The 23,561-nt window shown below is 64.4% G+C and carries 28 protein-coding genes and 1 tRNA gene; 11 read left to right on the top strand and 18 right to left on the bottom strand.

Annotated features, from left to right (window positions below; all coding sequences use genetic code 11):
- Positions 1 to 3: 3 nt before the first annotated feature.
- Genes HD883_RS10790 through HD883_RS10770 form a run of 5 tightly spaced genes read left to right on the top strand, consistent with a single transcriptional unit; the run spans position 4 to position 3,708 of the window.
- Positions 4 to 792, top strand: a complete 789-nt coding sequence (locus HD883_RS10790) for an ABC transporter ATP-binding protein (RefSeq protein WP_179585673.1) — start codon at positions 4 to 6, stop codon at positions 790 to 792.
- A gap of 10 nt (positions 793 to 802) precedes the next feature.
- Positions 803 to 1,606, top strand: coding sequence for an ABC transporter permease (locus HD883_RS10785; protein WP_179585675.1), 804 nt, complete (start codon positions 803 to 805; stop codon positions 1,604 to 1,606).
- The gene (locus HD883_RS10780) at positions 1,603 to 2,361 is read left to right on the top strand and encodes an ABC transporter permease (protein WP_179585677.1); all 759 of its coding nucleotides are present in this window, start codon (positions 1,603 to 1,605) and stop codon (positions 2,359 to 2,361) included. The genes HD883_RS10785 and HD883_RS10780 overlap by 4 nt, the downstream gene beginning before the upstream one ends.
- Positions 2,292 to 3,104 (top strand): class II aldolase/adducin family protein, encoded by an 813-nt coding sequence (locus tag HD883_RS10775; protein ID WP_306456301.1) that lies wholly within the window; start codon positions 2,292 to 2,294, stop codon positions 3,102 to 3,104. Before HD883_RS10780 ends, HD883_RS10775 begins: the two co-directional genes overlap by 70 nt.
- 58 nt (positions 3,105 to 3,162) lie before the next feature.
- On the top strand, positions 3,163 to 3,708 hold the full coding sequence (locus HD883_RS10770) for a DUF305 domain-containing protein (RefSeq protein ID WP_257022135.1): 546 nt from the start codon (positions 3,163 to 3,165) through the stop codon (positions 3,706 to 3,708).
- 36 nt (positions 3,709 to 3,744) lie between these two features.
- Here the strand turns inward: HD883_RS10770 and HD883_RS10765 are convergent, their stop codons facing one another.
- From HD883_RS10765 to HD883_RS10740, 6 genes are all read right to left on the bottom strand, one after another.
- On the bottom strand, positions 3,745 to 4,710 hold the full coding sequence (locus tag HD883_RS10765; RefSeq protein WP_179585681.1) for a LysR substrate-binding domain-containing protein: 966 nt from the start codon (positions 4,708 to 4,710) through the stop codon (positions 3,745 to 3,747).
- Positions 4,711 to 4,771: 61 nt separating this feature from the next.
- Positions 4,772 to 5,668 (bottom strand): phosphate ABC transporter substrate-binding protein, encoded by an 897-nt coding sequence (locus HD883_RS10760; protein ID WP_179585683.1) that lies wholly within the window; start codon positions 5,666 to 5,668, stop codon positions 4,772 to 4,774.
- 22 nt (positions 5,669 to 5,690) lie between these two features.
- On the bottom strand, positions 5,691 to 6,545 hold the full coding sequence (locus HD883_RS10755) for an amidohydrolase family protein (protein ID WP_179585685.1): 855 nt from the start codon (positions 6,543 to 6,545) through the stop codon (positions 5,691 to 5,693).
- A 22-nt stretch (positions 6,546 to 6,567) separates the two neighbouring features.
- Positions 6,568 to 7,554: an ABC transporter substrate-binding protein gene (locus HD883_RS10750; protein ID WP_179585687.1), complete on the bottom strand. Its 987-nt coding sequence runs from the start codon at positions 7,552 to 7,554 to the stop codon at positions 6,568 to 6,570.
- 84 nt (positions 7,555 to 7,638) lie between these two features.
- Positions 7,639 to 8,331: a 4-carboxy-4-hydroxy-2-oxoadipate aldolase/oxaloacetate decarboxylase gene (locus HD883_RS10745; protein WP_179585689.1), complete on the bottom strand. Its 693-nt coding sequence runs from the start codon at positions 8,329 to 8,331 to the stop codon at positions 7,639 to 7,641.
- Between the two features lie 13 nt (positions 8,332 to 8,344).
- Complete coding sequence (locus HD883_RS10740; protein ID WP_179585691.1) at positions 8,345 to 9,340, bottom strand: Bug family tripartite tricarboxylate transporter substrate binding protein; 996 nt, start codon at positions 9,338 to 9,340, stop codon at positions 8,345 to 8,347.
- A gap of 300 nt (positions 9,341 to 9,640) precedes the next feature.
- On the opposite strand from HD883_RS10740, the gene HD883_RS10735 reads away from it, so the two are divergent.
- From HD883_RS10735 to HD883_RS10720, 4 genes are all read left to right on the top strand, one after another.
- Complete coding sequence (locus tag HD883_RS10735) at positions 9,641 to 10,705, top strand: tripartite tricarboxylate transporter substrate-binding protein (RefSeq protein WP_257022134.1); 1,065 nt, start codon at positions 9,641 to 9,643, stop codon at positions 10,703 to 10,705.
- Positions 10,706 to 10,781: 76 nt separating this feature from the next.
- Positions 10,782 to 11,378 (top strand): carboxymuconolactone decarboxylase family protein, encoded by a 597-nt coding sequence (locus tag HD883_RS10730; RefSeq protein ID WP_179585693.1) that lies wholly within the window; start codon positions 10,782 to 10,784, stop codon positions 11,376 to 11,378.
- Positions 11,379 to 11,429: 51 nt separating this feature from the next.
- The gene (locus HD883_RS10725) at positions 11,430 to 12,326 is read left to right on the top strand and encodes an amidohydrolase family protein (protein WP_179585695.1); all 897 of its coding nucleotides are present in this window, start codon (positions 11,430 to 11,432) and stop codon (positions 12,324 to 12,326) included.
- Complete coding sequence (locus tag HD883_RS10720; protein ID WP_179585697.1) at positions 12,323 to 13,327, top strand: amidohydrolase family protein; 1,005 nt, start codon at positions 12,323 to 12,325, stop codon at positions 13,325 to 13,327. The genes HD883_RS10725 and HD883_RS10720 overlap by 4 nt, the downstream gene beginning before the upstream one ends.
- A gap of 205 nt (positions 13,328 to 13,532) precedes the next feature.
- Here HD883_RS10720 and HD883_RS10715 read toward each other — a convergent pair whose 3' ends face one another.
- The gene (locus tag HD883_RS10715) at positions 13,533 to 14,270 is read right to left on the bottom strand and encodes an ABC transporter substrate-binding protein (protein WP_179585699.1); all 738 of its coding nucleotides are present in this window, start codon (positions 14,268 to 14,270) and stop codon (positions 13,533 to 13,535) included.
- A gap of 399 nt (positions 14,271 to 14,669) precedes the next feature.
- Between HD883_RS10715 and HD883_RS10710 the strand changes: the two genes are divergently transcribed.
- The gene (locus HD883_RS10710; RefSeq protein WP_179585701.1) at positions 14,670 to 14,948 is read left to right on the top strand and encodes a hypothetical protein; all 279 of its coding nucleotides are present in this window, start codon (positions 14,670 to 14,672) and stop codon (positions 14,946 to 14,948) included.
- 56 nt (positions 14,949 to 15,004) lie between these two features.
- On the opposite strand, the gene HD883_RS10705 is transcribed toward HD883_RS10710, so the two are convergent.
- The 4 genes from HD883_RS10705 to pal all read right to left on the bottom strand — a co-directional run bounded on the left by HD883_RS10705 (position 15,005) and on the right by pal (position 17,140).
- Positions 15,005 to 15,343: a hypothetical protein gene (locus HD883_RS10705; protein ID WP_179585703.1), complete on the bottom strand. Its 339-nt coding sequence runs from the start codon at positions 15,341 to 15,343 to the stop codon at positions 15,005 to 15,007.
- Positions 15,344 to 15,690: 347 nt separating this feature from the next.
- Positions 15,691 to 15,766, bottom strand: a tRNA-Lys gene (locus HD883_RS10700).
- Positions 15,767 to 15,829: 63 nt separating this feature from the next.
- The gene (gene ybgF / locus HD883_RS10695) at positions 15,830 to 16,609 is read right to left on the bottom strand and encodes a tol-pal system protein YbgF (RefSeq protein ID WP_257022133.1); all 780 of its coding nucleotides are present in this window, start codon (positions 16,607 to 16,609) and stop codon (positions 15,830 to 15,832) included.
- Between the two features lie 12 nt (positions 16,610 to 16,621).
- Positions 16,622 to 17,140 (bottom strand): peptidoglycan-associated lipoprotein Pal, encoded by a 519-nt coding sequence (gene pal / locus HD883_RS10690; protein ID WP_257022132.1) that lies wholly within the window; start codon positions 17,138 to 17,140, stop codon positions 16,622 to 16,624.
- Positions 17,141 to 17,159: 19 nt separating this feature from the next.
- On the opposite strand from pal, the gene HD883_RS10685 reads away from it, so the two are divergent.
- Complete coding sequence (locus tag HD883_RS10685; protein WP_179585707.1) at positions 17,160 to 17,336, top strand: hypothetical protein; 177 nt, start codon at positions 17,160 to 17,162, stop codon at positions 17,334 to 17,336.
- Here the strand turns inward: HD883_RS10685 and tolB are convergent.
- From tolB to ruvA, 7 genes are all read right to left on the bottom strand, one after another.
- Positions 17,326 to 18,582, bottom strand: a complete 1,257-nt coding sequence (gene tolB / locus HD883_RS10680) for a Tol-Pal system beta propeller repeat protein TolB (protein WP_179588618.1) — start codon at positions 18,580 to 18,582, stop codon at positions 17,326 to 17,328. The two genes, HD883_RS10685 and tolB, sit on opposite strands and share 11 nt — an antisense overlap.
- Positions 18,583 to 18,686: 104 nt before the next feature.
- Positions 18,687 to 19,772: a cell envelope integrity protein TolA gene (gene tolA, locus HD883_RS10675; protein ID WP_257022131.1), complete on the bottom strand. Its 1,086-nt coding sequence runs from the start codon at positions 19,770 to 19,772 to the stop codon at positions 18,687 to 18,689.
- A gap of 6 nt (positions 19,773 to 19,778) precedes the next feature.
- Positions 19,779 to 20,213, bottom strand: coding sequence for an ExbD/TolR family protein (locus HD883_RS10670; RefSeq protein ID WP_179585711.1), 435 nt, complete (start codon positions 20,211 to 20,213; stop codon positions 19,779 to 19,781).
- A complete protein-coding gene (gene tolQ / locus HD883_RS10665) occupies positions 20,213 to 20,890 on the bottom strand; it encodes a protein TolQ (RefSeq protein WP_179585713.1) in 678 nt (225 codons plus the stop codon). The genes HD883_RS10670 and tolQ overlap by 1 nt, the downstream gene beginning before the upstream one ends.
- Positions 20,891 to 20,927: 37 nt before the next feature.
- Positions 20,928 to 21,377: a tol-pal system-associated acyl-CoA thioesterase gene (gene ybgC / locus HD883_RS10660; RefSeq protein WP_373563345.1), complete on the bottom strand. Its 450-nt coding sequence runs from the start codon at positions 21,375 to 21,377 to the stop codon at positions 20,928 to 20,930.
- 484 nt (positions 21,378 to 21,861) lie between these two features.
- The gene (gene ruvB, locus HD883_RS10655; RefSeq protein ID WP_179585717.1) at positions 21,862 to 22,947 is read right to left on the bottom strand and encodes a Holliday junction branch migration DNA helicase RuvB; all 1,086 of its coding nucleotides are present in this window, start codon (positions 22,945 to 22,947) and stop codon (positions 21,862 to 21,864) included.
- Between the two features lie 40 nt (positions 22,948 to 22,987).
- Positions 22,988 to 23,560 (bottom strand): Holliday junction branch migration protein RuvA, encoded by a 573-nt coding sequence (gene ruvA, locus HD883_RS10650; protein ID WP_179585719.1) that lies wholly within the window; start codon positions 23,558 to 23,560, stop codon positions 22,988 to 22,990.
- Between the last annotated feature and the right edge of the window lies 1 nt (position 23,561).

The following is a 23,561-nucleotide window of genomic DNA, read 5'->3' as shown; positions in this document are numbered from 1 at the left end:
CGCATGACCATTCTGGAAGCCGTGAGCGTCGTCAAGTCCTTCACGACGCCCTCTGGCACGGTCTCGGCGCTGGATGGGTTCGACCTGCAGGTCCAGGAAGGCGAGTTCCTAGCGATACTTGGTCCCTCCGGCTGCGGGAAGAGCACCTTCCTGCATATGGCCGGCGGCTTTGAAGCGGTCACGGCGGGCGAGATTCGCGTCGACGGCAAGCGGGTGACGGCGCCGGGCCGCGATCGCGGCATGATGTTCCAGGGCTACTCGCTGTTCCCGTGGGCCACCGTGGCGGACAACATTGGCTGGCCGATGCGCGTGGCTGGCGTCGATACGGCAACGCGCGCCGAACGGGTGCGCGAACTCCTCGTCATGGTCGGTCTGCCTACCGGCGCGGGCCTTTATCCAGGGCAATTGAGCGGAGGCATGCGGCAGCGCGTAGCGTTGGCGCGGATGCTCGCTCTGGAACCTCGCATCATGCTGATGGACGAGCCGTTTGGTGCGCTGGACGCGCAGAACCGGGAATTGCTCCAGGAAGAACTGGGCCACATCTGGACCCGCCACCGGCGCACCGTGTTGTTCGTCACGCACGACATCGACGAAGCGGTCGCCCTGGCCACGCGTATCGTGGTGTTCACGACACGGCCTGGCCGCATCAAGCTGGATCTGGCAGTCGATCGCGGAGAGATGGACTTTGTCGCCTTTCGGAAGTCGCAGCGCTTCTTCGAACTGCGGACGCAGCTTTGGGAAGCTGTCCGCGAAGAAGTGCTGAAAGCCAGGGCTCTGGACGGTACGGCATGAGCAGGGCGACATGACCCGCGCGCACGCATGGCCTGCCCTGGCACGGCAGGCGCTGCGAGGAATCGGCCGCTGCGCCGTTCCGCTTGCCGTGATTCTGGCGTGGCAGTGGATGGGCAGCACCGAACGGCTGCCGCATTACCTGTCCTGGCCCGGCGCCATCTGGGCCGCGGCGCGTGAACTGTCGGCCGACGGTGAATTGTGGATGCACGTCCGCGCGACGCTGTTGAGGTTGGTGTGCGGCTTTGCGATCGGGGCGATGGTTGGCGTGCTGACGGGCATGGCAGCCGGGATGTCGCGCACGGCACGCAACTTTCTGGACCCCTTGGTCGCGGTGGTCAATCCCGTCCCCAAGATAGCCTTCCTGCCGGTTGTGCTGCTCGTGTTCGGCCTGACGCACGCAACGCAGATCGCCATCGTCGCACTCAGCGTGTCGTTCCCGGTCTTTCTCGGGGCGCAGCAAGCCGTGGCGCAGGTGGATCGCCACCTGATCTGGGTTGCCCGCAATTTCGAAACGCCCGTTCTGACCCTGTGGTCGAGAGTGGTGTTCCCTGCGGCGCTGCCTGGCATCTTCGCGGGCCTGAGGGTGGGACTGGCGCTGAGCTTCGTGGTGTTGTTCGCTGCCGAATTGATCGGCGCAAAGACGGGGTTGAGTCGCCTGATCGTCGAAGGTGAAGAATGGGTGCGCTACGACATCATGCTGACGGGCATCTTGGGATACGCCGTTCTGGGATTCCTGGCGGACCGCCTGCTGTTGCGCATCAGGCATCGTGTGCTGCGTGGCTCACTGATCGGCACGCAAGAGGCGCGGACATGACCTTGACGCGCCGTATGGAACGTTGGTACTCGATCCCGCTGCTGCTGCTGATCTGGCAAGCGGTCGCCTGGTCGGGTTGGGTCTCGCCCCGGGTATTGCCGCCACTGGATCGTGTGGCTACTGCCTGGCTGGCTGACATGGCCAACGGCAATCTTCCTTATCACGCAGGCATCACGCTGTACCGGACGCTGTCGGGCTTCGCGATTGGGTCGATTGCGGGGGTGCTGATCGGCTTTGCACTTGCCCGCGTCAAGTGGGTCGAGTACCTGTTTGAGCCGGTTTTCTTTGCAGGCTATCCGGTTCCCAAGATCGCCTTGTTTCCGATCTTCACCTTCGTCTTCGGAATCGGCACGCCATCAAAAATTGCGTTTGCTGCCGTCGAGTGCCTGTATCCGGTCGTCGTCGCGACCCATCTGGCGACGCGCGGTATCGGCCGCGAGGTCGTATGGGCTGCGCAGAACATGGGGTTGAAAGGTGCGGGCCTGCTGCGCCACGTGCTGATTCCCGCGGCCCTGCCGGGGATCCTGGCGGGCCTGCGCATCGCATTGCCGATCGGCATCACCGTTGTCGTGGTGACCGAAATGATCGGCGACACCCACGGGCTGGGGTTCTATGTGGGCTATGCGGGCACCTCATTCCGGCCCGACAAGCTCTACGCGGGCATCGTCAGCATCGGGCTGCTGGGATGGGTACTGGACCATGGCGTGATCGCCGTGCGCAACCGTGCGCTGCGGTGGAGCCATCTTCAAGAGTGACAATGATGGATGCAGAACTGAGTGCGATGCTGGATCGGCTTGCGGTAGGCAGCCGGATACTTGAGCTGGAAGGGCACGGAGACATGTCCCTCGGGCATGTCTCGCTGCGCGACCCGAATGGGCGAGGCTTCTGGATGAAGCGCAACAGGATCGGCCTTGGCGAAGTGCTGTCGTCGGCGGACTTCGTGCTGGTCGACTTCGACGGCAACAAGCTTGAAGGAGACGGCGGCCGCCATTCCGAATGGCCCATCCATTCCGAGATTTTCAGGTTACGCCCCGACGTGCAGGTCGTCGCGCATACGCATCCCTTGCACGCAAGCATTCTTTCCGCCATGGAAGGCGCCTTGCAGCCGTTCACCCTGGATGCCGACTACTTTGACGAGATCCCCCGGCATACCGACGACGTGGCCTTGATCACACGCAAGGAAGAAGGCGAAGCGCTGGCACGCAGCCTGGGTAGCAGCTTTGCCGTGCTGATGGCCAATCATGGCGTGTCGTTCTGCGGAACGTCGATCGAGCACGCGATCATCATCGGTGTGTTCCTGGAACGCGCCGCGCGTATCCACGTCCTTGGCAACAAGTCCGCCGCGGCCACGACGATGCCCAACCCTGCAGTACGCGCCCGCCGCAATGCGCAGATCATGACCCCCGTGCATGTCGAGCATTCCTGGAATTATTTCGCGCGCAAGCTGGAGTGGTTCATGGCGACGCGTGCGCCGGGGCAACGCGCGCTGTTCGTCTGACGTCCGTCCGGCATGCCCCTTGCTCTGTCGGACTCTTTACCCCTCCCAAGGAATGACGATGACCGAACAAGGTATGAAGTCAATGGCGATGGGCTACGGGCGATTCGCCGCCATGATTGCTGTGTCGACAGTGCTCATGTATGGCCTGATGTACTTGAACGTTTTTAGCGTCGAGCACATCGAGTTCAGCCAGACGCGAATGTGGATGGCGCTGGTGATGGGCGCGGTGATGGCGGTGGTGATGATCGGGTTCATGTGGGCGATGTACGCCCGGCGTACGGTGAACGTAGCGATCGTTATCGGTGGCATCGCGGTGTTCGCGGGGAGTCTATGGCTCGTTCGAAGCCAACAGACAGTAGACGACGTGGCCTACATGAAAGCGATGATTCCGCACCACTCGATTGCCATTCTGACCAGTGAACGTGCGCATATCCGCGACCCCCGCGTTCGGGAACTGGCCGACGGAATCATTCGCGCGCAGGTCAAGGAAATTGGTGACATGCAGGCCTTGATCAAGGCGTTGGAGGACCACCCGCCTGCCGCCGCCGCGCCTGATATTCCAAGCTATCGCGCTCGCCAGGATCCGCCACCGCCACCGCGTTGACCTGGGGGCGACAGGCAGTATCACGTCGCCGGCCCGTCATGTGTCCTGATCACTGACCGGGGTCGCCGGCCGCAGCTTCATCGCCGTGGCGGCTTCTTCCAGGCACTGCACCATCAGTTCCGCGCCGGGGGTCAGCCCGCGGTTCTTGTTCCACAGCACCCCGCGGGGCCGCATCACATGCGGGAAAGTCAGCGGCAGGATCTTCAAAGGCTGGGCCGCGTCGTGCGCCACCGCGCCCGCCATCACGGCGATGGCGTCGGTCACCAGCAAGTAGGCCCGCGCCAGGCTGGTCGACAGCGTCTCGACATAGTTGTTCGGCAGCGCCACGCCGTGCTGTTCCAGCGTGCGCTCCAGCGGGGCGCGCAGGATCGTGCCGGTGGGCGGCAGCACCCAAGGGTAGGGTTGCAGATCTGACCACTTCAGCCGCTTCTTGCGCGCCAGCGGATGCTGGTTGCGGATCATCAGGCTGACGGGCTCGTCGAGCAGTTCCTTTTCGTCGAAGCCGTCTGTGGCGTTGCGCACCGGCAGGCGGCCCACGACGATATCGACGCGGCCTTGCCACAATTCGGGCAGCAGGGTCTGGGCGATGCCTTCGGTCACCAGCACGTTGGTGCGCGGGGATCGCTGCTTGAGGAGGGCAATGGCTTGTGGCAGCAGCACTGACGTTGCGGCCGGAAAAGCGCCGACGTGGACCTTGCCTTCGGCGCCGGAGCTAAGCGATTTGAGTTCGTCGCGGGCCTGGTGGATTTCGGTCATCAGGGTGCGTGCATGGCGCACCAGGCACTCGCCGTAGGCGGTGGGCCGCAGGCCTTGCGCAGTGCGGCTGAACAGTTCCAGCCCCAGTCCCTTTTCCAGTTCCGCCAGTGCCTTCGATACCGCGGGCACGGTCACGTGCGAGATCTCGGCGACCTGCTTCAGATTGCCGTGGTCGTAGAGCGCGGTAATCAACCGCAGATGGCGGGCTTTCAGATTGAGCTGCATGTACCAGTCGATTTGCGTCATGCAAGTTCCCCCGGGAAAGAGTGCAGGGCCGGAAGCCCCGGGGGATTCTACTCGACGGGGTTCAGTCCAGCGACCCCGTCACGTCGTCGAACAGTTCATCCACCGAGAACTTGCGGGGAATGATCTTTTGTTCGTACGACCAGTCAATGGCCATCTCGAGCCCCTTGCGGTTGGCCTCGAGGCCCAGCGGCGGCAACGTCGCCAGCGCCGACTCTGGCGCCAGGGCGCGGCTTTCCTTGATCATGCGGTAGATGTCGCGCACCACCTCCGGGTGCTTGCGCGAGATGTCCTGGTGCACGACGAACACATGGTTGATGGGCACAACGTGTTCGCGTTCGTACCAGGCCTTGGCGGCGGCGATCGGCTCGGGAATCAGGGTCTGCACGCGGGGGTCCTTGGGCATGTCGTTGCCCAGGATGGCCGCAGCCAGTTCGCCGTCCAGCATCATCTGCGGAATGGACGATCCTTTGGGCAGGCGCTGGCAATTGGGCGGGTCCTGGTATTCGGCCAGGTGCGAGTCGTCGATCGTCATCCAGGTGACCTTGTCCAGGTCGACGCCGTGTTCGTGCTGCAGGATGCCGCGCACCCACAGGCCGGTGGTTTGCGCATAGCTGCGCACGCCGACCTTCTTGCCTTCGATGTCTTTCGGGTTCAGGTGCCCGAATTCCTTGTTGAAGCCGATGCAGTGGTGCTGGAAGCGGCCCACCACCGGTGCTGGCAGCATCACGAAGGGCTTGCCGAAGGCCTTGGCCTGCAGGTAGGTAACGATGGCCAGTTCACCGGCGTCAAAGTCGTTGTTGCGGATCATCGGCTTGAAGCCGTCGTGGGCGGTCTTGGGACCACAGAAATCGAGTTGCACCAGGTCGGACGTGATGCGGCCGTCTTTCATGGCCGCGACGACGGGCGAGTCGGCAAGGTTGGTTTTCAGGGTCAGCACGCGGGTATCAGCAGTGGACATGGTTGTTCCTTGAATGTGGGGGTCAGTCGGCCAGTTGCGGATACAGCTTCTGCGCGGTGCCGGCCATGATCCAGTGCTGGTCGGCGGCGGGCAGGAAGTCGATGCAGCGCTTCAGGTCGTTGACGATGTCAAGCAAGCTGCCTTCGCTGGCCGGAAAGTTGGACCCCCACGCAATGCGGTCGGCGCCGAAGGTGGAGACGACCTTGCCAAAGAACGTCTGGGGCGTGGCCTTGCCCGCTTGCGATTCTTCGGTGTTGCGGCTGCTCAGCTTCAGGTGCACGTTGTTGTAGCGGGCCAGGTCGAACAGGAACTGGGCGCCGGGGTAGGGCGCGCCGTCGGCGATCGGCGGCTTCATCATGTGGTCGATGATGACGTTAGTAGCCGGAAAGGCGGTCAGCAGCTTTTCGAGCGCCGGAATGGCCGCCTTGGTCATCTGCACGCATACCGATAAGTCCATGTCGCCCGCCAGGCTCCAGGCGCCGTGCAGATCCGGCGATTCCAGCGTCGGCGCTTGGCCGGGCATGGTGCTGCCCGTGGTGAAGATGCGCAGGCCCGACAGGCCGCGTTCCTTCCAGTAGCGGATTTTTTCGGCGGCGTCGGGGGCCAGCAGGTCGATCGAATAGACGCCGGCAAAGCGGCTGGGGTCCGTGGCAACGGAATCGGCCACATAGGAATTGTCGAAGCCATAGGTGGTCGACGAATGCACGATGGCCGCCTTGTCGACGCCGGCCTTGTCCATCTCGGCCACGAACTGTTCGAAGGTGGCCGGGCGCTTGGCGGACCAGCCCGAGCGTTCGCCGCCCAGCGGATCAAGCGGATACTTCTTTTCGTCAGGGGAAATGATGTGCGGATGGATATCGATCAGGCGCGTTGCCATGGTGTGTTTCCTTGATGTCTGATTAGTTGCCGACGTCAACGAACAGGTCGTCGACCGCGTGTTGTTTCTTCAGGAGGCCTTGCTGGAAGCAGTACTGCATCATGGCTTCGATGGATGCCCGGTTGGCCTTGATGCCGTAGGGCAGGGGGTCGCCCACGATCTCGGCCATGGCCCGGTAATGGGTGTCCTTGTCCGACACCGATTCGCCCGCCGCCAGCTGCTTCAGATAGATCTCTTTGGATTCCAGGAAGGCGTCGTACAGGGACTTGGCCAGCCACGGGTACTGGGCCAGCAATTCGTCCTTCACCACGATCAGGCCGTGCACCGGATAGATGCCGGTCTTGGCGTACCACTCGGCTTCGAGCTTGGCGGCGTCGGGGAACAGCTCGCGGTATTCGGGCGGCTTGATGCGGCCACCGGCTTGCCATCCGTCGGCGGGCGCGCCGGCGCGGCCGATGCCGGCGTTGTCGGTAAAGGCGGCCGACAGATAGCCGCTGGCCATGAGGTCCACCAGCGACTTGCCGTCCTGTGCCTGTTCGACGTTGTCGGGCAGCACCAATGACGAGACGTGTTCTTCATCGTCGACCACCCAGGTGATGGTGCTGTTGTCGACGCCGTAGTCGTTCATCAGGATGCCGCGAGTCCACAGGCCGGTCGTGACGGAATAGGCCCGCACGCCGGCACGTTTGCCTTCCAGGTCGCGCGGTTCCTTGATGCCCGCGTCGTCGCGATACACCAGGCCGGCATGATGAAAGCGGCGGAAGATGAACACCGGCAGCGCCTTGAACTTCGCGCCCGCTTCGCGGGCGATCAGGTAGGTGACAGGGGCCATTTCGCACACGTCGAACTCGACGTCGCGCACCATGCGGCGGAAGGCCGCGATGATGGGTTTGATCTCGACGAAGTCGGGCTGGACGCCGTCGATCTCGACCTTGCCTTGCTTGAGGGCAGCGGTGTGACCGTAGGTGGCAATGGCGATTTTCAGGGGAAGCGGTTGAGAGGAGGTCATGGAGTCGGTGTCTTCAATGGAATGAAAAGGGGAGGCCCGCGGCGGCCGGCCAAGGCGCGCTTCGAAGCCCTTGCATGGCAGGCATCACAGGTCGTCGGCGCTGTCGACGTAGACCAGGCCCGCGGCTTCCAGCCCCGCGCGCATGCCCGCCACGTCCAGCGAGAGTTCACCCGCGGCATAACGCGGCCGTGAGCGGTCTTCTTTGTCAGTGCGTTGGCGAGCCAGTCCGGCAATCCGTTCGATGTCCAGCCGGGGCACCACCACGACGCCATCGTCATCCGCGATCACCGCGTCACCCGGATTGACCATCGCACCGGCGCACACGACCGGAAGGTTGACGTTGCCAACGACCGTCTTGACCGTGCCCCGCGCCGAGATGGCACGCGACCAGACCGGAAAGCCCATCTCGGTCAGGGTCTTGACGTCGCGGCAGCCGGCATCGATCACCACGCCCCGCACGCCCCGCGCCTGCAGGGCCGTCGAGATCAGGTCGCCGATCATGCCGTCGGTGTTCTCGCACATCACGCCAACGACCAATACGTCGCCGGGTTGGCACAGTTCGATCGCGACGTGCAGCATCCAGTTGTCGCCAGGGGCGACCAGCACCGTGACAGCGGATCCGGCAATGCTGGCGCCGGCATAGATCGGCCGCAGGTAGGGCGCCATCAGGCCCGATCGGCCCATGGCTTCGTGCACGGTGGCGACCCCCGCTACGCCGAGCGCCTGGATGGCGTCTGCCGGACCGCGCGGGATGTTTCGTACAGCGACTGTTCTCATGAAGAAGCCTCGTTCAGTTGATCGGAAGGTTGGCGCGCTGGATGACGGTCTTCCACTTGGCGACATCGGAGACCATCAGTTCGCGGGCCTGGGGGGCCGTCAGCGCATAGGGTTCGGAATTCATGTCGCGCAGCTTCTGTGCGACTTCGGGCGAGTTCACCGCCGCGACGAACGCCTTGTTGAGCTTTTCAACGATCTCGGGCGGCGTGCCGGCGCGGGCGGACACACCGTTCCACGACGTCACGACATAGCCATCCAGGCCGCTTTCCTTGGAGGTCGGCACATCCGACAAGGCCGGGCTGCGCTTGTCGTCGGCAATCGCCAGCGCGCGGACGGTGCCGCCCTTGATCGATGCCAGCATGGGCGGCACGAATTCGAATGCGGCGTCGATGTCGCCCGACCGGATGCCGGTCAGCAGCGCGGGGCTCATCTTGTAGGGAATGACCTGGGCATCGATGCCGGCCACCGACTTGAACAGTTCGGCGCCCAGGTGCTGCGACGACCCCATGTTGGCGGTGCCCAGGCTCAGCTTGCCGGGATTGGCCTTGCCGTAGGCCACCAGTTCGCCCAGCGACTTGTAGGGCGAGTCGGCGCGCACCACCACGACCAGGGCGAACTTGGACATGGTGGCGACCTGCGTGAAGTCATTGATGATGCTGTAGGGCAGGTCCTTGATCAGCGTCTGCGTGATGGCCGTGCCATTGCCGCCAGTGACGAGTGTGTAGCCATCGGCGGGCGCCTGCATGCCGGCCTGGAACGAAGGCACGCCACCGGCGCCGGGCCGGTTCTCGATCACGATCGGTTGCCCGAGGATCTCGCTGACCTTCTGGGTGACGACCCGCGCGGTCAGGTCACCGATGCCGCCTGCGCCATAGGGCAGGGACATACGAATGGGCTTGTCGGGATAGGTGTTGCCCTGCGCCGCGGCGGGCAGGGCGTGGGCGGCCGCCACGGTCGAAATGACGAGGGCGAGAGTGGTCCGGCGAACGCGGAAGCGCAACAGTTTCACGGCATGTCTCCTTGTGCCGGCGTTCATGGACGCCGGCGTGTTGTCGGAGAGGATGTTGCCTCTGGCCTGCGGCCGCGATCAATTGAGTATTGCTTCCGTGGGGTTGAGTGAATCGTTAAGTGGGTGCCTGAGACGGCCGTCCCACGCGGTGGGTTGAGTGTTCCTTCAACGGCTCGGAAGGAATACTCAATGGGTCGGGCGGCAACTGCGAGGGCAGAATGCACAGGCGTCGATACGGCACCCGCCAGCTTTTGCGGCAGGACGGGGCCGGAGGTCGGCGACGACAAGAAAGGAGACACGATGACAAGAACCACGACGCGGGATGTGAACCCAGGCGCGAACCCGGCCCAGGGGCCAGCCATGCCTTCGGCCACGCATGGCCGCATGCATTGGCGCAGGGGCCTGGCAGTGGCCGCCTGCGCAGCCCTGGCGACCGGCGCGCTGGCTCAACCGCAGGGGATCGCACCGGACTACCCGAACAAGCCGATCACCGTGGTGGTGGCCTTCGGCCCGGGCGGCGCCGGGGACCTGGTGACCCGCCGCGTGGCGCAGGCCATGTCGGCCACCACCGGGCAATCCGTGATCGTTGAAAACCGGCCCGGTGCCGGCGCTGCGGCCGCGGCCGTCACGGTCGCCAAAGCCAAGCCCGATGGCTACACGGTGCTGTTGACGGGCAACGGCACGGCCATCAGTTCGGTGCTGTTCCAGAACCTGCCCTACAACCTGGCGCGGGACTTTCGCCACGTGTCGTCGATCGCGTCGTTCGACCTGGGGCTGATCGTGGACGGGCAGTCGCCGTTCAAATCGGTTGCCGACGTGATCGCGTTCGCCAAGGGGAACCCCGGCAAGCTCAATATCGGCACGTCGCGCATCGGCAGCACGCAGCATCTGGCGGCCGAAATGTTCAAGTCCATGGCCGGCATCGATGCCGTCAGTGTGCCGTACAAGACCACCGGCGAGATGGTCAGCGCCGTCCGCGCGAACGACGTGCAGGTGGCCTTTGAAGTGCTGTCGCCGATCCTGGGGCAGTTGTCATCGAACGCCATCCGCGCCGTGGCCGTGACCGCGAGCAAACGGTTCCCTGGCCTGCCGAACGTCCCGACGGTGGCCGAGGGCGGCGTGCCGGGCTTTGATGCGTCGTCGTGGGCCGGTTTCAGCGTGCCGGCCGCGACACCGACGCCCGTCGTGCAGAAGCTGTCGGCCATCGTGCAGGCCGCCGTGGCGTCCCCCGACGTGCAGGCGTCCTTGCAGGGCATGGGCTACGTGGCCTCTGCCAGCACGCCCGAGCAGATGACGACCCGCATCAGCGACGACGCTGCCAAATGGAAGAAAGTGATCGTGCAGGCCGAGATCCCGCTGCAGTGAGGCGCGATGTCGCCAACGTGCGCGGGCAGGGGCCTTTTTCCCCCGCGGTTCTTTACGTCCATCCCCAGGATGCTGCATGCCACACCCGCAAGACATCGATCCCCATTCCGGCTGCCGCCTGCCGCTGCCGTCGCGCGACGCGCTGGGCGAGGCCGGGCAGGCCGCATGGGACCGCGCCAACCGACCGGGCACGCTGGCCGGTCTGCGCGGCCCGGCGGGCCTGCAGTTGCATAGCCCCGAGACCTCCCCCCATCTGGCGGCCTTGAACATCTACCTGCGGCAAGCGGCAGGGTTTGCGCCGCGCGTTCGTGAAGTCGCGATCCTGGCCACCGCGCGTGAGATGGACAGCCAGTTCGAATGGGCCACGCACGAGGCCGAGGCGCTGCGGGTCGGCGTGCCGTCCGAAGTGGTCGAAGCGATTCGCCACGGCCGCGCGCTGGATGGTCTGCCTGATGAAGACGTCCTGATCATCGATCTGGCACGGCAGTTGTGGCGCACCCATCGGGTCAGCGCCGACACCTATGCCCAGCTGCATGCACGTTTCGGAACCCGTCAGATGCTGGAGCTGGTGGTGCTGATGGGGACCTATGCCAATACCGCCGCCATGCTTGCCCTGGTCGACATGCAGGTGCCCCCCGAATTTCCCGGACGCCTGCCCGAGCTGGCGCGGTGATCCGGCCGCCGGCACCGTTTTCCACCGCATCTTTATGAAGAGACCGCTTCCATGACTCTCCACGTCATCGACGTCCATCCGCACATCATCACGACGGACACCGCGACCTACCCTCGCGCACCCTTGCACGGCACGCAGTCCACCTGGTCGCAGGAGCGCCCCACCACCACCGAGCAACTGCTTGCCGCCATGGATGACGCGGGCGTGGCCCGGGCCGCGATCGTGCAGGCGTCGACCTGCTATGGCTTTGACAACGCGTATGTGGCCGATGCCGTGGCGGCGCACCCGGATCGGTTCACTGGCGTGTTTTCGGTGGATGTCATGGCGCCGGATGCCCCGGAACGTATCCGCCATTGGGTCGACCGGAAGCTGACCGGCCTGCGTCTGTTCACGGCCGGCAGCACCATCACAGGCCAGGCGCCCGGCCTGGGTGACCCGGCCAGCTTTGCGGCCTGGGATTGCGCCGCGGACTTGAATCTGCCGGTGTGTGTGCAGATGCGCGTGGCTGGCCTGCCGCAACTGAAGGTGCTGCTGGATCGATATCCTGACCTGCCCATCATCATCGACCACCTGCTGAATATTCCGCTCGACGATGGCCCGCCGTACCACGAGGCCGAGGCGCTGTACGGGCTGTCTGCCTACCCGAACATCTATCTGAAGCTGACGCCCGTGATCCTGAAAAAGGCCCGGGAAGGCAAGGCCACCCCCGAGTCCTTTTTCAAGCAGGTGTTCGCCGAGTTCGGCGCGCCGCGTATCGCGTGGGGATCGAATTTTCCGGCCAGCCCGGGCTCGCTCAAAGACTTGCTGCAGGACACGCAAGCGGCCCTGGCCTGGGCATCGGCCGGCGACCAGGACTGGGTCTTTCGCAAGACTGCAGAAATGCTTTACCCCGCATTGCAGGCCGACCCCGCGTCGGCCACCCCAGACGACAACAAGGAGTTCGCATGATCATCGATTGCCACGGGCACTACACCACCGCCCCCGAAGAACTGAACGAATACCGGCGCCTGCAAGTCGCGGCCTGCGAATGTGGCGGCAGCGGCTGCATCTTCCCGGCGCCCGTGATTTCGGACGACCAGATCCGCGAAAGCGTCGAAGGCAAGCAATTGCGTATCCAGCGCGAACGCGGCACCGACCTGACGATCTTTTCGCCGCGCGCGATCGGCATGGGGCACCACGTGGGCGACGCCAAGACCAGCGAAGCATGGTCCACCGTGTGCAACGACTTGATCCACCGGGTGTGCCAGCTCTACCCCGAGAACTTTGCGGGCGTCTGCCAGTTGCCGCAAAGCCCGGGCGTTGCGCCGGCCAACTGCATTCCGGAGCTGGAACGTTGCGTGAATGAACTTGGCTTCATCGGCTGCAACCTGAACCCGGATCCGACCGGCGGCATGTGGACCGATCCGCCACTGTTCGACAAGTGGTGGTACCCGCTGTTCGAAAAGATGGTCGAACTGGACGTGCCCGCCATGATCCACGTGAGCGGGTCGTGCAACCCGCACTTTCATGCGACCGGCGCGCACTACATCAACGGCGATACCACTGCCTTCATGCAGTTCCTGACGTCCAAGCTGTTCAAGGACTTTCCGACACTCAAGTTCATCATCCCGCACGGCGGTGGCGCCGCCCCGTATCACTGGGGCCGCTATCGTGGCCTGGCGCTGGACATGGGCCTGCCACCCCTGAAGGAACTGCTGCTCAACAACGTGTACTTCGACACCTGCGTGTATCACCAACCCGGCATCGACCTGCTGCTGGATGTGATTCCGGCCGAAAATATCCTGTTCGCGTCGGAAACGGTGGGCGCGGTGCGCAGCATCGACCCGGAGACGGGTTTCTATTTCGACGACACGCGGCGGTATATCGATGCGTCGAAGATTGGCGACGATGCCAAGGCGAAGATATTCGAAGGCAACGCCAGAAAGGTTTACAGCCGCCTGAAGGTCTGAGGGCAGGTGTAAAGGTTGTTGCGGCCGGGCGAGTCGCGGATGGTGCGGCAGGCGTTCTTCGCGGACGCAAAAAAGCCGGACGCCTGTTGAGGGGTCCGGCTTTTGTACGGTGGCAATGGGGAGTATGCCGTCAGTACGCGATCGGTACGCCGTCAGTGCAATGTTCAGTGTGCTGACAGGTTGCCACCGGTGCCATCAGCGTGTGTCACGGCATGGCTTCGGGTGGCGCGACGGCGGCGTCGAACTGCTGGCTGCGGGCCAGGCCGTCGGCCACGAAGCCAGACGCCTTCATCTCTTCGACAAACGCATGCACATACGCGAACGCTTCCGGACGGCCCTTGGGCACGGCCATGGCCTGCTCGATCGCCGTGAAGCGGCCTTCGATCACACGCCAGCCCGGGTGCGCCGCAGCGTACTTGATCAGCGGCTGTTTTACCCCGGCGACGGCCTCGAGCTTGTCCGCCACGAACAGGTCGATGGCATCGGCCGACGTCGCCGCACGCACGATTTCGGCGTGCTTCAGCGTCCGGCTCAGGAACAGGTCGTACGCCGCGCCCTTGCCGACGGCCACGCGCACGCCGCTGGCATCCACATCGGCAATCGTCTGCAGCGGCGAATCGGCCGGCACCAGGTAGCTGCCCTCGATGATGACGTAGGGCGCCGTGAACGAGATGCCCGTGGCCCGTGCGGGATCGCGCGCCATGAAGCCGATGTCCCACACGCCATCCTGCGCCTGATCCGCGACCACGCCCGCCGATTCATACGACAGGAAATCGACTTCGAGGCCGAGGCGGCGCGCCAGTTCACGCGCCAGATCCACCGTCACGCCGGCAGGCTGGCCTTGCGCGTCACGCTGCGCCAGGACGATGTTGCCGAAGTTGAGCGCGGCGCGCAGGCGGCCGGTTGGGGCCAGTTCACGGATGAGATCGGGGGATGCGGTCATGGAGTCTCCTTGAGCGGTGGAAAGTGCTTGTCAGCGTCACTGTACCCGCTGTCGGTTGCTGGCGGCCACCGGGTGGATCCAGAAGCGGCGGCGTCCGGCGCGTTCCGATGTGCAAGGGTTACCCCGCGAGGCCTCATCAGGGAGGTATCCGAATGGTTCACGATTAGTCACCGCTGCCGTCCGTGATTCGCGTCTATGACGTATCGCGCGCGATCGAATAGACCGGTACGCTGGGTGCCTTCTCTGTCGCTTTGCCGACACCGTCATCGATCGCCCTGCGACGCCACTTGTTACCTTGCTCGCCCCGGCGCGTTGCGTGTTGCCCCACGTTGCGAACCCGATCTTGTGACCTGCACGCCCTGTCCGTACCTTGGTCTTGGTGTCTTAACCGGAAGTGCCATGAAACAACACCCCGTCGAACACTACGGCGGCGACTCGTACGTCATGCTCGTCTACCGCTGCGCTGCCGGCTACGCCGTCGATTGCTGGATCACCGAAGGTGACTCGGGCGTGTCCCAACGCAACCCCTGGTTCGGGGGCAAGGGCGTGTCCGTGTTCAGGAAGGAACCCGAAGCGGAAGAGGGCGGCCGCGCGCTCGCAAAGCGCTGGATCGATCGGCACCGGCGCAAGCCTGCCTTTGTGAATGTGGTGACCGTGTCAGCTCAAGCCAACGCCTAGGTCCAGCCGGCCACATCGGGTGGTGATCGACCGCCACCTGATGTGGCCGCGCACCGCTATTGCGCCGGCTGCAGCTGCCGCAGTGCCGACTCGATGCGTTCCTGGTGAAGATTGGTCATCTGTATCTTGGCCGAGATCTCGGCCAGCGACGATGCCATTCCCTTGCCTGAATCGAAACTGGCGACCATGTTCGACAGCAGCGTGGCATTGAAGGCCGCAAGCCCCAGCAGGATCGTCAGCGTCGCCCCGATCGCCGTCACGATGATCGTCATCTGCACGTTCCGGAGTGCCGTCCGCATTTCGCGGATGGACTCGATCATGAACGACATGGAATCCTCCCCCCGCCGCATCCGCCCATCGACGCGCGCGTCGATCGTCTCCAACCTGGCGTTCATCTCATCTCGCGCAAGCGCTGTTGTCCCCTGCGCGTCGTTGGCGCGTTGGCGGTGGGTCTGGCGTTGACGGCGTAGGGATGGGGCAAAACGCAGGCGCATTGCGGGTCCTTGAAGCGTGCAGTCACGCAAGGTGACTGGATCAAGGTCATTCTATCGTCGGCCGGTGGGATGTTGCGTCGGGGGTATGCCGCATTTGTCCTCGTGCTGAGGGTGAACGACCCACGACATCTTGGCAGGGCGGATACGAGCGAACCAGCGTGCCAGACGCAAAAAAGCCACCATTGCTGGTGGCTTTTTTACCTGCCTGCATCACCCCACTTTCGTGGACCAACGCATAACAAAAATACTGGTGGGTCGTGCGGGGATCGAACCCACGACAAACGGATTAAAAGTCCGCTGCTCTACCAGCTGAGCTAACGACCCGAAGCCATAGATTATGGCAAAGGTAGATGCGCCTGTCAAATCGAAACAGGCGCTGCTACCTAATTACTTCAGCAACTCAAGCCTGTCCTTGGCCGTCTGGGCCGCGGGCACGCCGGGGTAGTCCTTCACGATGCGTTCGAGCGTGGTCCGCGCGCCGCGCCGGTCGTTCAGTTCGACCTGGCTGCCGGCAATGACCAGCAACGCGTCGGGGGCCCGCACGTTGGTCGGGAAGTTCTTGACCAGCGCCTGCTGCTGCGCGATTGCGGCCTTGTAGTCCTTGAGCGCGTACTGGCTGCTGCCGATGTAGAACTGGGCGGCGGGCGTGTACGGGCTTTGCGGGTACTGGCGCACGAAGGCGGACAGCGCGGGGATCGCATCGGCGTAGGCGCCGCTTCGGAACATGTCGATCGCAGCGTCGTACGACCGTTTTTCACCCGGATCGACCATCGCCTGCTGGCCGTCGATCGACGCGGCTTGCGGCTCGAGCCGCTTCAGCCGGGTATCGACGTCCAGGTAGATGTCTTTCTGGGCTTGCTGCGTGTCGGCAACCTGCTTCGTCAGGATTTCGATCTGCCCGCGCAAACGGGCGATCTCTTGCTGCTGCGATTCGATCTGACCGGCGAGCTGCAATTGCGCGCGCTGGTTGTTTTCGAGGCGCGACAGGGCATCCTGAAGCTGCTGGGCCTGCTGGTCTGATCGGTCGCGCGCTTCCTTGCGCAGGTCGATGATGGCCTGGCGCGCGTCGTCATCGGAAAACAGCGCAGCGTGGGCCGGGACACTCGACAGCGCGGCGCTCAAGAGCACGGCTGCCAAGACCTGATTGCGGGAAGCGCGAAACATCATTGCGGCAGATCCTTAACGGTAAACGATATCGGCACGGCGGTTTTCGGCGCGCGACGAGTCATCGCTGCCGGTGGACTTGGGCTTTTCCTTGCCGAACGACACGGCTTCGACCTGGTCGTCACGGACGCCCAACAATACCATCATGCGGCGCACGGCTTCCGAACGGCGCTGGCCCAGGGCCAGGTTGTATTCGCTGCCACCCAGATCATCGGTGTTGCCTTCGATGACGATCTTGCGGTTGCGGTTGGAGTTCAGGAAACGCGCATGGTTTTCGACCAGCGGCTTGAACTTGTCGCTGACGGCGTAGCTGTCGAAGTCGAAGTAGACCGAACGCTGGGCCAGCACGCCCTTCGGGTCGTTCAGGGGATCGAGGCCGCCTTGGGTAGTGTCGACACGAGCAACGCCACGTGGGTCGGCGCCGGACTGCGAGCCTGCGGTACGGTCTTCAACCGGCACGTTCGAGCTTTCATCGAGCTTGACCGGGCTGGAGCAAGCGGTGATGACGGCAGCGAGGCCGGCAACCATAAACATCTTTAATGCACGAGTAGACATGATCGATTCCTTGGGTTTTTTCAGAGATGAAAGCGTGGGTAGAAAACGAATTGCCGGATTAATCCAACCCGTTACGTGGCAGTGTCACATGGACTACGCGCCGCCGCTCGTTGCAAGGCGTGACAACGATGCGGCGGCGCGACATTTCGCCAAGGTGGGTGGTATCAGTTGGTGAGGAAAGGCCCCCAGGTAGGTTCGCGCACGTCGCCGCTCAGAACCGAAAGCGTCTGCGTGATGCGGCCGTCGGATGACACGGCGGCAAGCACGCCACGGCCGCCTTGGGACGTTGCATACAGAATCATTTTTCCGTTGGGAGCAAAACTTGGTGACTCGTCCTTGCCGCTGCTGGTCAGCAGCATTTCGTTGCCGGAGGCAAGGTCGAGCGATGCGATCTGGTAACCGGCACGGCGGGTGACATACACCAAGGTTTTGCCATCAGGCGACAACTGGGGAGAGATATTGTAAGTGCCTTTGAAGCTCACGCGCTCGGCAGAACCGCTGTCGATGCTCAAACGATAGATTTGTGGCGCGCCGCCGCGATCGCTGGTAAAGAGCAGCGACTTGCCATCGGGTGTGAACACTGGCTCAGTGTCGATCCCGGGGGATTGCGTCAGGCGGCGCAGGCCGGAACCGTCGGCGCCCATCAGGTAGATCTGCGACAGGCCGTCCCGGGTCAGCACGACCGCCAGCTGGTTGCCGTTGGGCGACCAGGCCGGGGCGCTGTTGTTGCCCTTGAAGTTGGCGACCGGCACGCGCTGGCCGGTCTGGATGCTGTGCACGTACACGACCGGCTTGCGCGATTCGAAGCTGACGTAGGCCAGGCGCGAGCCGTCGGGCGACCAGGCGGGCGAGATGATCGGCTCGCGCGAGCGCAGGGCGGTCTGGGCGTTCTGGCCGTCGGCATCGGCGATCTGCAGTTCGAACAGCGGACCTTGCTTGAGCACGTAGGCGATACGTGTCGAGAACACGCCGCGATCACCGGTCAGCTTTTCGTAGATACGATCGGCGATCTGGTGCGCGGTGCGGCGAATTTCGTTGGGGTTGTTGCCGGCGGCGAAGGCCACGCCGTCGATCTGGGCCTGCTTGACGGTGTCGACCAGGCGATAGCGGATGTCATAGCGGCCATCGGCGCCGCGCTGCACGCTGCCGACCGACAGCGCGTCGGCGCCGCGGGTCTTCCAGGCGGCAAAGCCGATCGTGGACGAGTCCGACAGGTTGGCGCCGGTGGCGTCGATCAGCTTGAACAGGCCGGTGCGGCCCAGGTCGGCACGGATCACGTCGGCGATCGCCTTGCCCTGGGGGTCGGACGATTCGAAGTCGGCGATGGCGATCGGATACTGGTTGGCGCCGGCGCCCGAGATCTGCACCGTCAATTGGGCATGGGCGGCGTTGGCGGCCAGCCCGATGGCAGCGGTCATCATCGACAGGACGGCCGTCCGCAGACGGCGTTTCAGGGACAGGCCGAGGCCGTGGCGGCGCGCCGCGCTGGGCGGTGGCGTGAGGGCGAGGGTATGTGCAAGGGTCATTAGTCGAACATCCGATATTGAACTTCTATGTTGGACTCGAACCGGCCGGAAGGCGGGCGCGGGAACGGATCGCAGCGCCGGATGCCGTTCTCGACGGCGCGGTCGAACGCGGGTACGCCTGAGCTGCGAATCAGGCGTGGGGCTCCGGCCTGGTCGCCGGAAGGTAGTAACTGGACTCGGAACACGGCCGTCGGGTTCCCGTTGGCCGAGCTGCCGGTCGCGGCGTAGATCACGCCCGGACGCACGCACGACCGGATCAGGTCGGCGTATCCGGGGTTGCCACTGGCGCCGGCTGCCTGGTTGCGATCGGCGTTGCCGCCTTCACGCCCACCCTCGCGGCCACCTTCGCGTCCGCCTTCCAGGCCGGCTGCGCGCGCGGTGTCGCTACGGAAGGCTTCGCGCAACTTGCGGTCGCGTTCGTCGGACGCACGCTTTTCGGCAGCGGCCTTCTTGTCGGCGGCGACCTTCTCAGCGGCAGCCTTTTCGGCAGCCGCCTTGTCGGCGATGGCTTTCTGGGCCTTCTCGGCCGCCAGGCGATCGGCTTCCTTCTTGTCAGCCAGCTTCTTGTCCGCTTCTTTCTTGTCCTGGTCGCGGCGTGCCTGTTCGGCCTGCTGACGATCGGCTTCTTTCTTGTCGGCCGCTTTCTTGTCGGCCAGCTTGCGATCGGCTTCCTTGCGGTCGCGTTCGCGCTGCTCGGCGGCGTCCTGGTCGGCCTGGCGTTTCTTTTCGGCTTCGCGGCGCTTCTTTTCCTGCTCGATGGCGATATCGGGCTTTTCCGGCGTCACGCGCGTTTCGGGCGGTGGCGGCGGAGGAGGAAGCGGCTTGGGCGTGGGGGCAGGCGTAGGACGAGGCGCCGGCGCGGGCGTCGGATCCGGCGTCGGGTCGGGTTCAGGCCGGTTCGGGGGCGGCAAGGCCGTCCACAGTTCGGCCTGCACCGGGCCCGGCGCCGTCGTGTTCCACGACAGGCCGAAGATGAAGGCGAGCGCCAGCATCAGGTGCATGAGCACCGCCAGGCCTATCGCGGGCCACTTCCCGGGCTCGGGCGGGACCGGCAGGGGACGGCGTGAATTGTCGTTCGGCACCATAGACGATCAGGAACCTTGCTTCACGAGCAGTCCGACGCGCGCCACGCCTTGTTTCTGGAGGTCGTCCATGACGGTCAGCACGGATTCGTACTGCGACTTGCGGTCGGCGGAAATCACGACCGGCTGGTTGGGATGCTCGGTCTGGCGTTCGCGGGCGATGCGCGCCAGATCGGTACGCGCCACCGTTTGCGGACGGCTGTCGCCGCGTTCGCGGTCGCGGATCTGCACGGTGCCGTCGGCGTTGAGCAGCACTTCGAGTGGCTTGACCGGCATTTGCGCGGCGCGGCCGACCGTGGGCAGGTCGATGACGCCCGGGGGCGCCATCGGTGCAGTGACCATGAAGATCACCAGCAGCACCAGCATGACGTCGATGTAGGGAACGACATTGATGTCGGTCATCGCGCGACGGCCGCGACGGCTTCCGGAGCGGACGGACGGCATCAGCGCACCTGTCTTTGCAGGATGTTCAGGAACTCGTCGATGAAGCTGTCGAAGCGGATGGCGATCCGGTCGATGTCATGCGAGTAGCGGTTGTAGGCCACCACCGCCGGGATGGCGGCGAACAGGCCGATCGCGGTGGCGACCAGCGCCTCGGCAATCCCTGGCGCCACGCTGGCCAGCGTGGCCTGCTGCACATTGGCCAGGCCGCGGAAGGCGTGCATGATGCCCCACACCGTGCCGAACAGGCCGACGTACGGGCTGACCGAACCGGTCGAGGCCAGGAAGTTCAGGTGCGATTCAAGCGCGTCCATTTCCCGCTGGTAGGCCGCACGCATGGCGCGGCGCGAGCCGTCGAGCAGCGTGTTGGTGTCGGCCATCTTGACCTGGCGGCCCTTGACGAATTCGGCCATGCCGGCTTCGAAGATACGTGCCAGCGCGCCATGTTCGGTACGCCGCGTGGCCACGGACTGATGCAGCATGTTCAAGTCGCCGCCCGACCAGAAGTCGGATTCGAACCGGTCGGTCTGTGCCTTGGCCTGCTTGAGCGCGATGGCCTTGCGGAAGATAAACGTCCAGGACATCAAAGAAACAACCGCCAGGATGCCCATCACGATTTGCACCGTGAAGCTGGCCTGGGTAATCAGAGACAGGATCGACATGTCCTGGGTGGCGTTCATGCAAAGTCCTTGTAGATATTCGAAAGAAGATGACGGATCAAATCGGGGCAACCGGGGATTCTAGCCGGGCCAGCGCCGCAGCGATGCCAATCGGCATGGCGGTGGGGCGCAGGCTGTGGCGGTCCACGCACCCTACCTGGACCTGACCGGACGCGAGCAGTTCACCGTCACGCAGGCAGGTCTGTGAAAAATCCATGGAAGCCTTGCCGAGCCGCGACACGCGGCTGGCGATGACGAGGTGGTCGTCGAGCCGGGCCGGTTTTCTGTATTGCATGTCGAGGCCGCGGACGATGAAGATGCAGCCCGTGCTTTCGGCCAGCGCAGTCTGGCCAAAGCCCAGGGACCTCAGCCATTCGGTGCGCGCGCGCTCGAAGAACTTGAGGTAGTTGGCGTAGTAGACCACTCCTCCGGCATCCGTGTCTTCGTAATAGACGCGGACGGGGAAGTGAAATTCGCCGGAAGGGGAGGCGGGTTGCGCTGCGGACACGGCGGGCACTGCTGCGGACACGTTATCGAAAGCCTTGCTCAGGTCGGACCGGCGACGGGCCGGGACGCGAAATTGTAAACAACCCGGACGGCGTCCGCATTGGCGCATGCACTTCATGCACGAGTAAATGTGACGGCGTGTAAAGCAGCGAACTTTGGCGCAACGGGGCCGTCTGACATTCAGGAAGCGTTGATTTTGCGCCTGTACGGCTTCGGGTGCGTGGGTGGCGCCGTCCGGGTCTGTTGACGCTTCCGCCTCTTTACGAGTGCTTGCTTTCTGTCACCGCGGTGTCACGCGGCGTCGATATCATTCACTTCGCAGTGTTCACAGTCACTGCACCAGTCAACTGCGCTTGTCGCAGCGAGCACGTGACCTGGGGGATGCCCAGGCACGGCGCTCACATACACCGACGGCCGGATCGTGATGATCCGGCCGTTTTTCTTTGGGCGGGCGCTTGTTCGGGCCGCCGCGTTGGGCGGCGCGTTTACAGCAACAGCTCGCCCGTGCCGCCGCTCGACGGCGCCGCCAGTCCAAGATGCCGGTAGGTGCTGAGCGTGGCCACGCGGCCGCGCGCTGTGCGCTGGATGTAGCCGTTCTGGATCAGGTAGGGCTCGATCACGTCTTCGATCGTGTCGCGTTCTTCGCCCACCGCGGCGGCCAGGCTGTCCAGGCCCACCGGCCCGCCATCGAACTTGTGCACGATGGCTTCAAGAATCTTGCGGTCCATGACGTCCAGGCCTTCCGGGTCCACATCAAGCATGGCCAATGCCGCCTTGGCCACATCGCCCGTGATGATCCCTTTTGCCTTGACCTCGGCATAGTCGCGCACCCGCCGCAGCAGCCGGTTGGCGATCCGCGGCGTGCCTCGTGAGCGCCGCGCGATTTCATGCGCGCCGTCTTCCGAAATCTGCGCGTTCAGCAACCCGGCGCTGCGCGTCACGATCTTGGTCAGTTCCGCGGCCGTGTAGAACTCGAGTCGCGCGATGATCCCGAAGCGGTCGCGAAGCGGATTGGTCAGCATGCCCGCGCGCGTGGTGGCGCCGACCAGGGTGAAGGGCTGCAGGTCGAGCTTGACGCTGCGGGCCGACGGGCCTTCACCGATCAGGATGTCGATCTGGAAATCTTCCAGCGCCGGATACAGGATTTCTTCGACGACCGGCGACAGCCGGTGGATCTCGTCGATGAACAGCACGTCGTTGCGTTCCAGATTGGTCAGCAGCGCGGCCAGGTCACCGGCGCGCTCCAGCACCGGGCCCGAGGTGTGGCGCAACTGCACGCCCATCTCGCGCGCGACGATGTGCGCCAGGGTCGTCTTGCCCAGGCCCGGGGGGCCGAACAGCAGCACATGGTCCAGCGATTCGCTGCGCTGGCGGGCGGCGGTGATGAAGATTTCGAGCTGTTCGCGGATCCGCTGCTGGCCGACGTATTCGTCCAACGCCTTGGGCCGCAGCGCGCGTTCGATCGCCTCTTCATTGGGCGAGGCCGGCCGCGGCGAGATGATGCGCGCGTCGGCGACCGGGTCCCGCTTGGGGTCCTCGCGAACGGAAAGTTTGTCTGACTGGATCGCCATAAAAGGATTCGCCTAGTGAAGAGGGCGCCGGGCCGGAGGCCTAGCGCGCGAGCGCTTTCAGGGCCAGCTTGATGCCGTCCGAGACACCCACGCCGGCCGGCAAGGTCTTGAGGGCCGCGACGGCCTCGCGATCAGAGTACCCCAGTGCGATCAATGCGTTCAGGATGTCGGCCTGGCTGTCGGGCACGGACGTGGGCGTCGTGCCCAGGTCGGCGCCGAGCTTGCCCCGCAATTCCAGCAGCAGGCGTTCGGCGGTCTTCTTGCCGATGCCCGGCACGCGGGTCAGGCGGCCGGCTTCCTGCAGCGTGATCGCCTGCGACAGTTCGGTCACGGTCATGCCGGACAGCACGGCCAGCGCAATCCGCGCGCCCACGCCGCTGATCTTGATCAGTTCGCGAAACGCGCTGCGTTCATTCGCAGTGGCAAAGCCATACAGCACATGCGCGTCTTCGCGGATGGCAAGGTGGGTCAGCAGCGTCGTCTTCGCGCCGACATCGGGCAGCGAATAGAAGGTGCTCATGGGCACGTCAATTTCGTAGCCCACGCCTTGCACGTCCAGGCACACCAGGGGCGGAAACTTTTCGACGAGCGTTCCGGTAAGACGTCCAATCATG

It is taken from the genome of Pigmentiphaga litoralis (assembly GCF_013408655.1).
In the GTDB taxonomy this organism is placed as follows: domain Bacteria; phylum Pseudomonadota; class Gammaproteobacteria; order Burkholderiales; family Burkholderiaceae_B; genus Pigmentiphaga; species Pigmentiphaga litoralis_A.
This window is presented reverse-complemented; position numbering and strand designations above follow the sequence as displayed.

Excerpts from the sequence above, each read along its gene's own strand:
- HD883_RS10785 (WP_179585675.1), top strand. The coding sequence starts at position 803 with ATGACCCGCGCGCACGCATGGCCTGCCCTGGCACGGCAGGCGCTGCGA.
- pal (WP_257022132.1), bottom strand. The coding sequence starts at position 17,140 with ATGTTTATGGTTGCCGGCCTCGCTGCCGTCATCACCGCTTGCTCCAGC.
- HD883_RS10715 (WP_179585699.1), bottom strand. The coding sequence starts at position 14,270 with ATGACCGCATCCCCCGATCTCATCCGTGAACTGGCCCCAACCGGCCGC.
- HD883_RS10755 (WP_179585685.1), bottom strand. The coding sequence starts at position 6,545 with ATGGCAACGCGCCTGATCGATATCCATCCGCACATCATTTCCCCTGAC.
- HD883_RS10780 (WP_179585677.1), top strand. The coding sequence starts at position 1,603 with ATGACCTTGACGCGCCGTATGGAACGTTGGTACTCGATCCCGCTGCTG.
- HD883_RS10770 (WP_257022135.1), top strand. The coding sequence starts at position 3,163 with ATGACCGAACAAGGTATGAAGTCAATGGCGATGGGCTACGGGCGATTC.
- HD883_RS10705 (WP_179585703.1), bottom strand. The coding sequence starts at position 15,343 with ATGAACGCCAGGTTGGAGACGATCGACGCGCGCGTCGATGGGCGGATG.
- HD883_RS10685 (WP_179585707.1), top strand. The coding sequence starts at position 17,160 with ATGATCGATTCCTTGGGTTTTTTCAGAGATGAAAGCGTGGGTAGAAAA.
- HD883_RS10730 (WP_179585693.1), top strand. The coding sequence starts at position 10,782 with ATGCCACACCCGCAAGACATCGATCCCCATTCCGGCTGCCGCCTGCCG.
- HD883_RS10790 (WP_179585673.1), top strand. The coding sequence starts at position 4 with ATGACCATTCTGGAAGCCGTGAGCGTCGTCAAGTCCTTCACGACGCCC.
- HD883_RS10710 (WP_179585701.1), top strand. The coding sequence starts at position 14,670 with ATGAAACAACACCCCGTCGAACACTACGGCGGCGACTCGTACGTCATG.
- HD883_RS10735 (WP_257022134.1), top strand. The coding sequence starts at position 9,641 with ATGACAAGAACCACGACGCGGGATGTGAACCCAGGCGCGAACCCGGCC.
- HD883_RS10720 (WP_179585697.1), top strand. The coding sequence starts at position 12,323 with ATGATCATCGATTGCCACGGGCACTACACCACCGCCCCCGAAGAACTG.
- HD883_RS10750 (WP_179585687.1), bottom strand. The coding sequence starts at position 7,554 with ATGACCTCCTCTCAACCGCTTCCCCTGAAAATCGCCATTGCCACCTAC.
- ruvA (WP_179585719.1), bottom strand. The coding sequence starts at position 23,560 with ATGATTGGACGTCTTACCGGAACGCTCGTCGAAAAGTTTCCGCCCCTG.
- HD883_RS10760 (WP_179585683.1), bottom strand. The coding sequence starts at position 5,668 with ATGTCCACTGCTGATACCCGCGTGCTGACCCTGAAAACCAACCTTGCC.
- tolA (WP_257022131.1), bottom strand. The coding sequence starts at position 19,772 with ATGGTGCCGAACGACAATTCACGCCGTCCCCTGCCGGTCCCGCCCGAG.
- HD883_RS10725 (WP_179585695.1), top strand. The coding sequence starts at position 11,430 with ATGACTCTCCACGTCATCGACGTCCATCCGCACATCATCACGACGGAC.
- HD883_RS10670 (WP_179585711.1), bottom strand. The coding sequence starts at position 20,213 with ATGCCGTCCGTCCGCTCCGGAAGCCGTCGCGGCCGTCGCGCGATGACC.
- HD883_RS10745 (WP_179585689.1), bottom strand. The coding sequence starts at position 8,331 with ATGAGAACAGTCGCTGTACGAAACATCCCGCGCGGTCCGGCAGACGCC.
- HD883_RS10775 (WP_306456301.1), top strand. The coding sequence starts at position 2,292 with ATGGGTACTGGACCATGGCGTGATCGCCGTGCGCAACCGTGCGCTGCG.
- tolQ (WP_179585713.1), bottom strand. The coding sequence starts at position 20,890 with ATGAACGCCACCCAGGACATGTCGATCCTGTCTCTGATTACCCAGGCC.
- ybgF (WP_257022133.1), bottom strand. The coding sequence starts at position 16,609 with ATGATGTTTCGCGCTTCCCGCAATCAGGTCTTGGCAGCCGTGCTCTTG.
- HD883_RS10765 (WP_179585681.1), bottom strand. The coding sequence starts at position 4,710 with ATGACGCAAATCGACTGGTACATGCAGCTCAATCTGAAAGCCCGCCAT.
- tolB (WP_179588618.1), bottom strand. The coding sequence starts at position 18,582 with ATGATGACCGCTGCCATCGGGCTGGCCGCCAACGCCGCCCATGCCCAA.
- ruvB (WP_179585717.1), bottom strand. The coding sequence starts at position 22,947 with ATGGCGATCCAGTCAGACAAACTTTCCGTTCGCGAGGACCCCAAGCGG.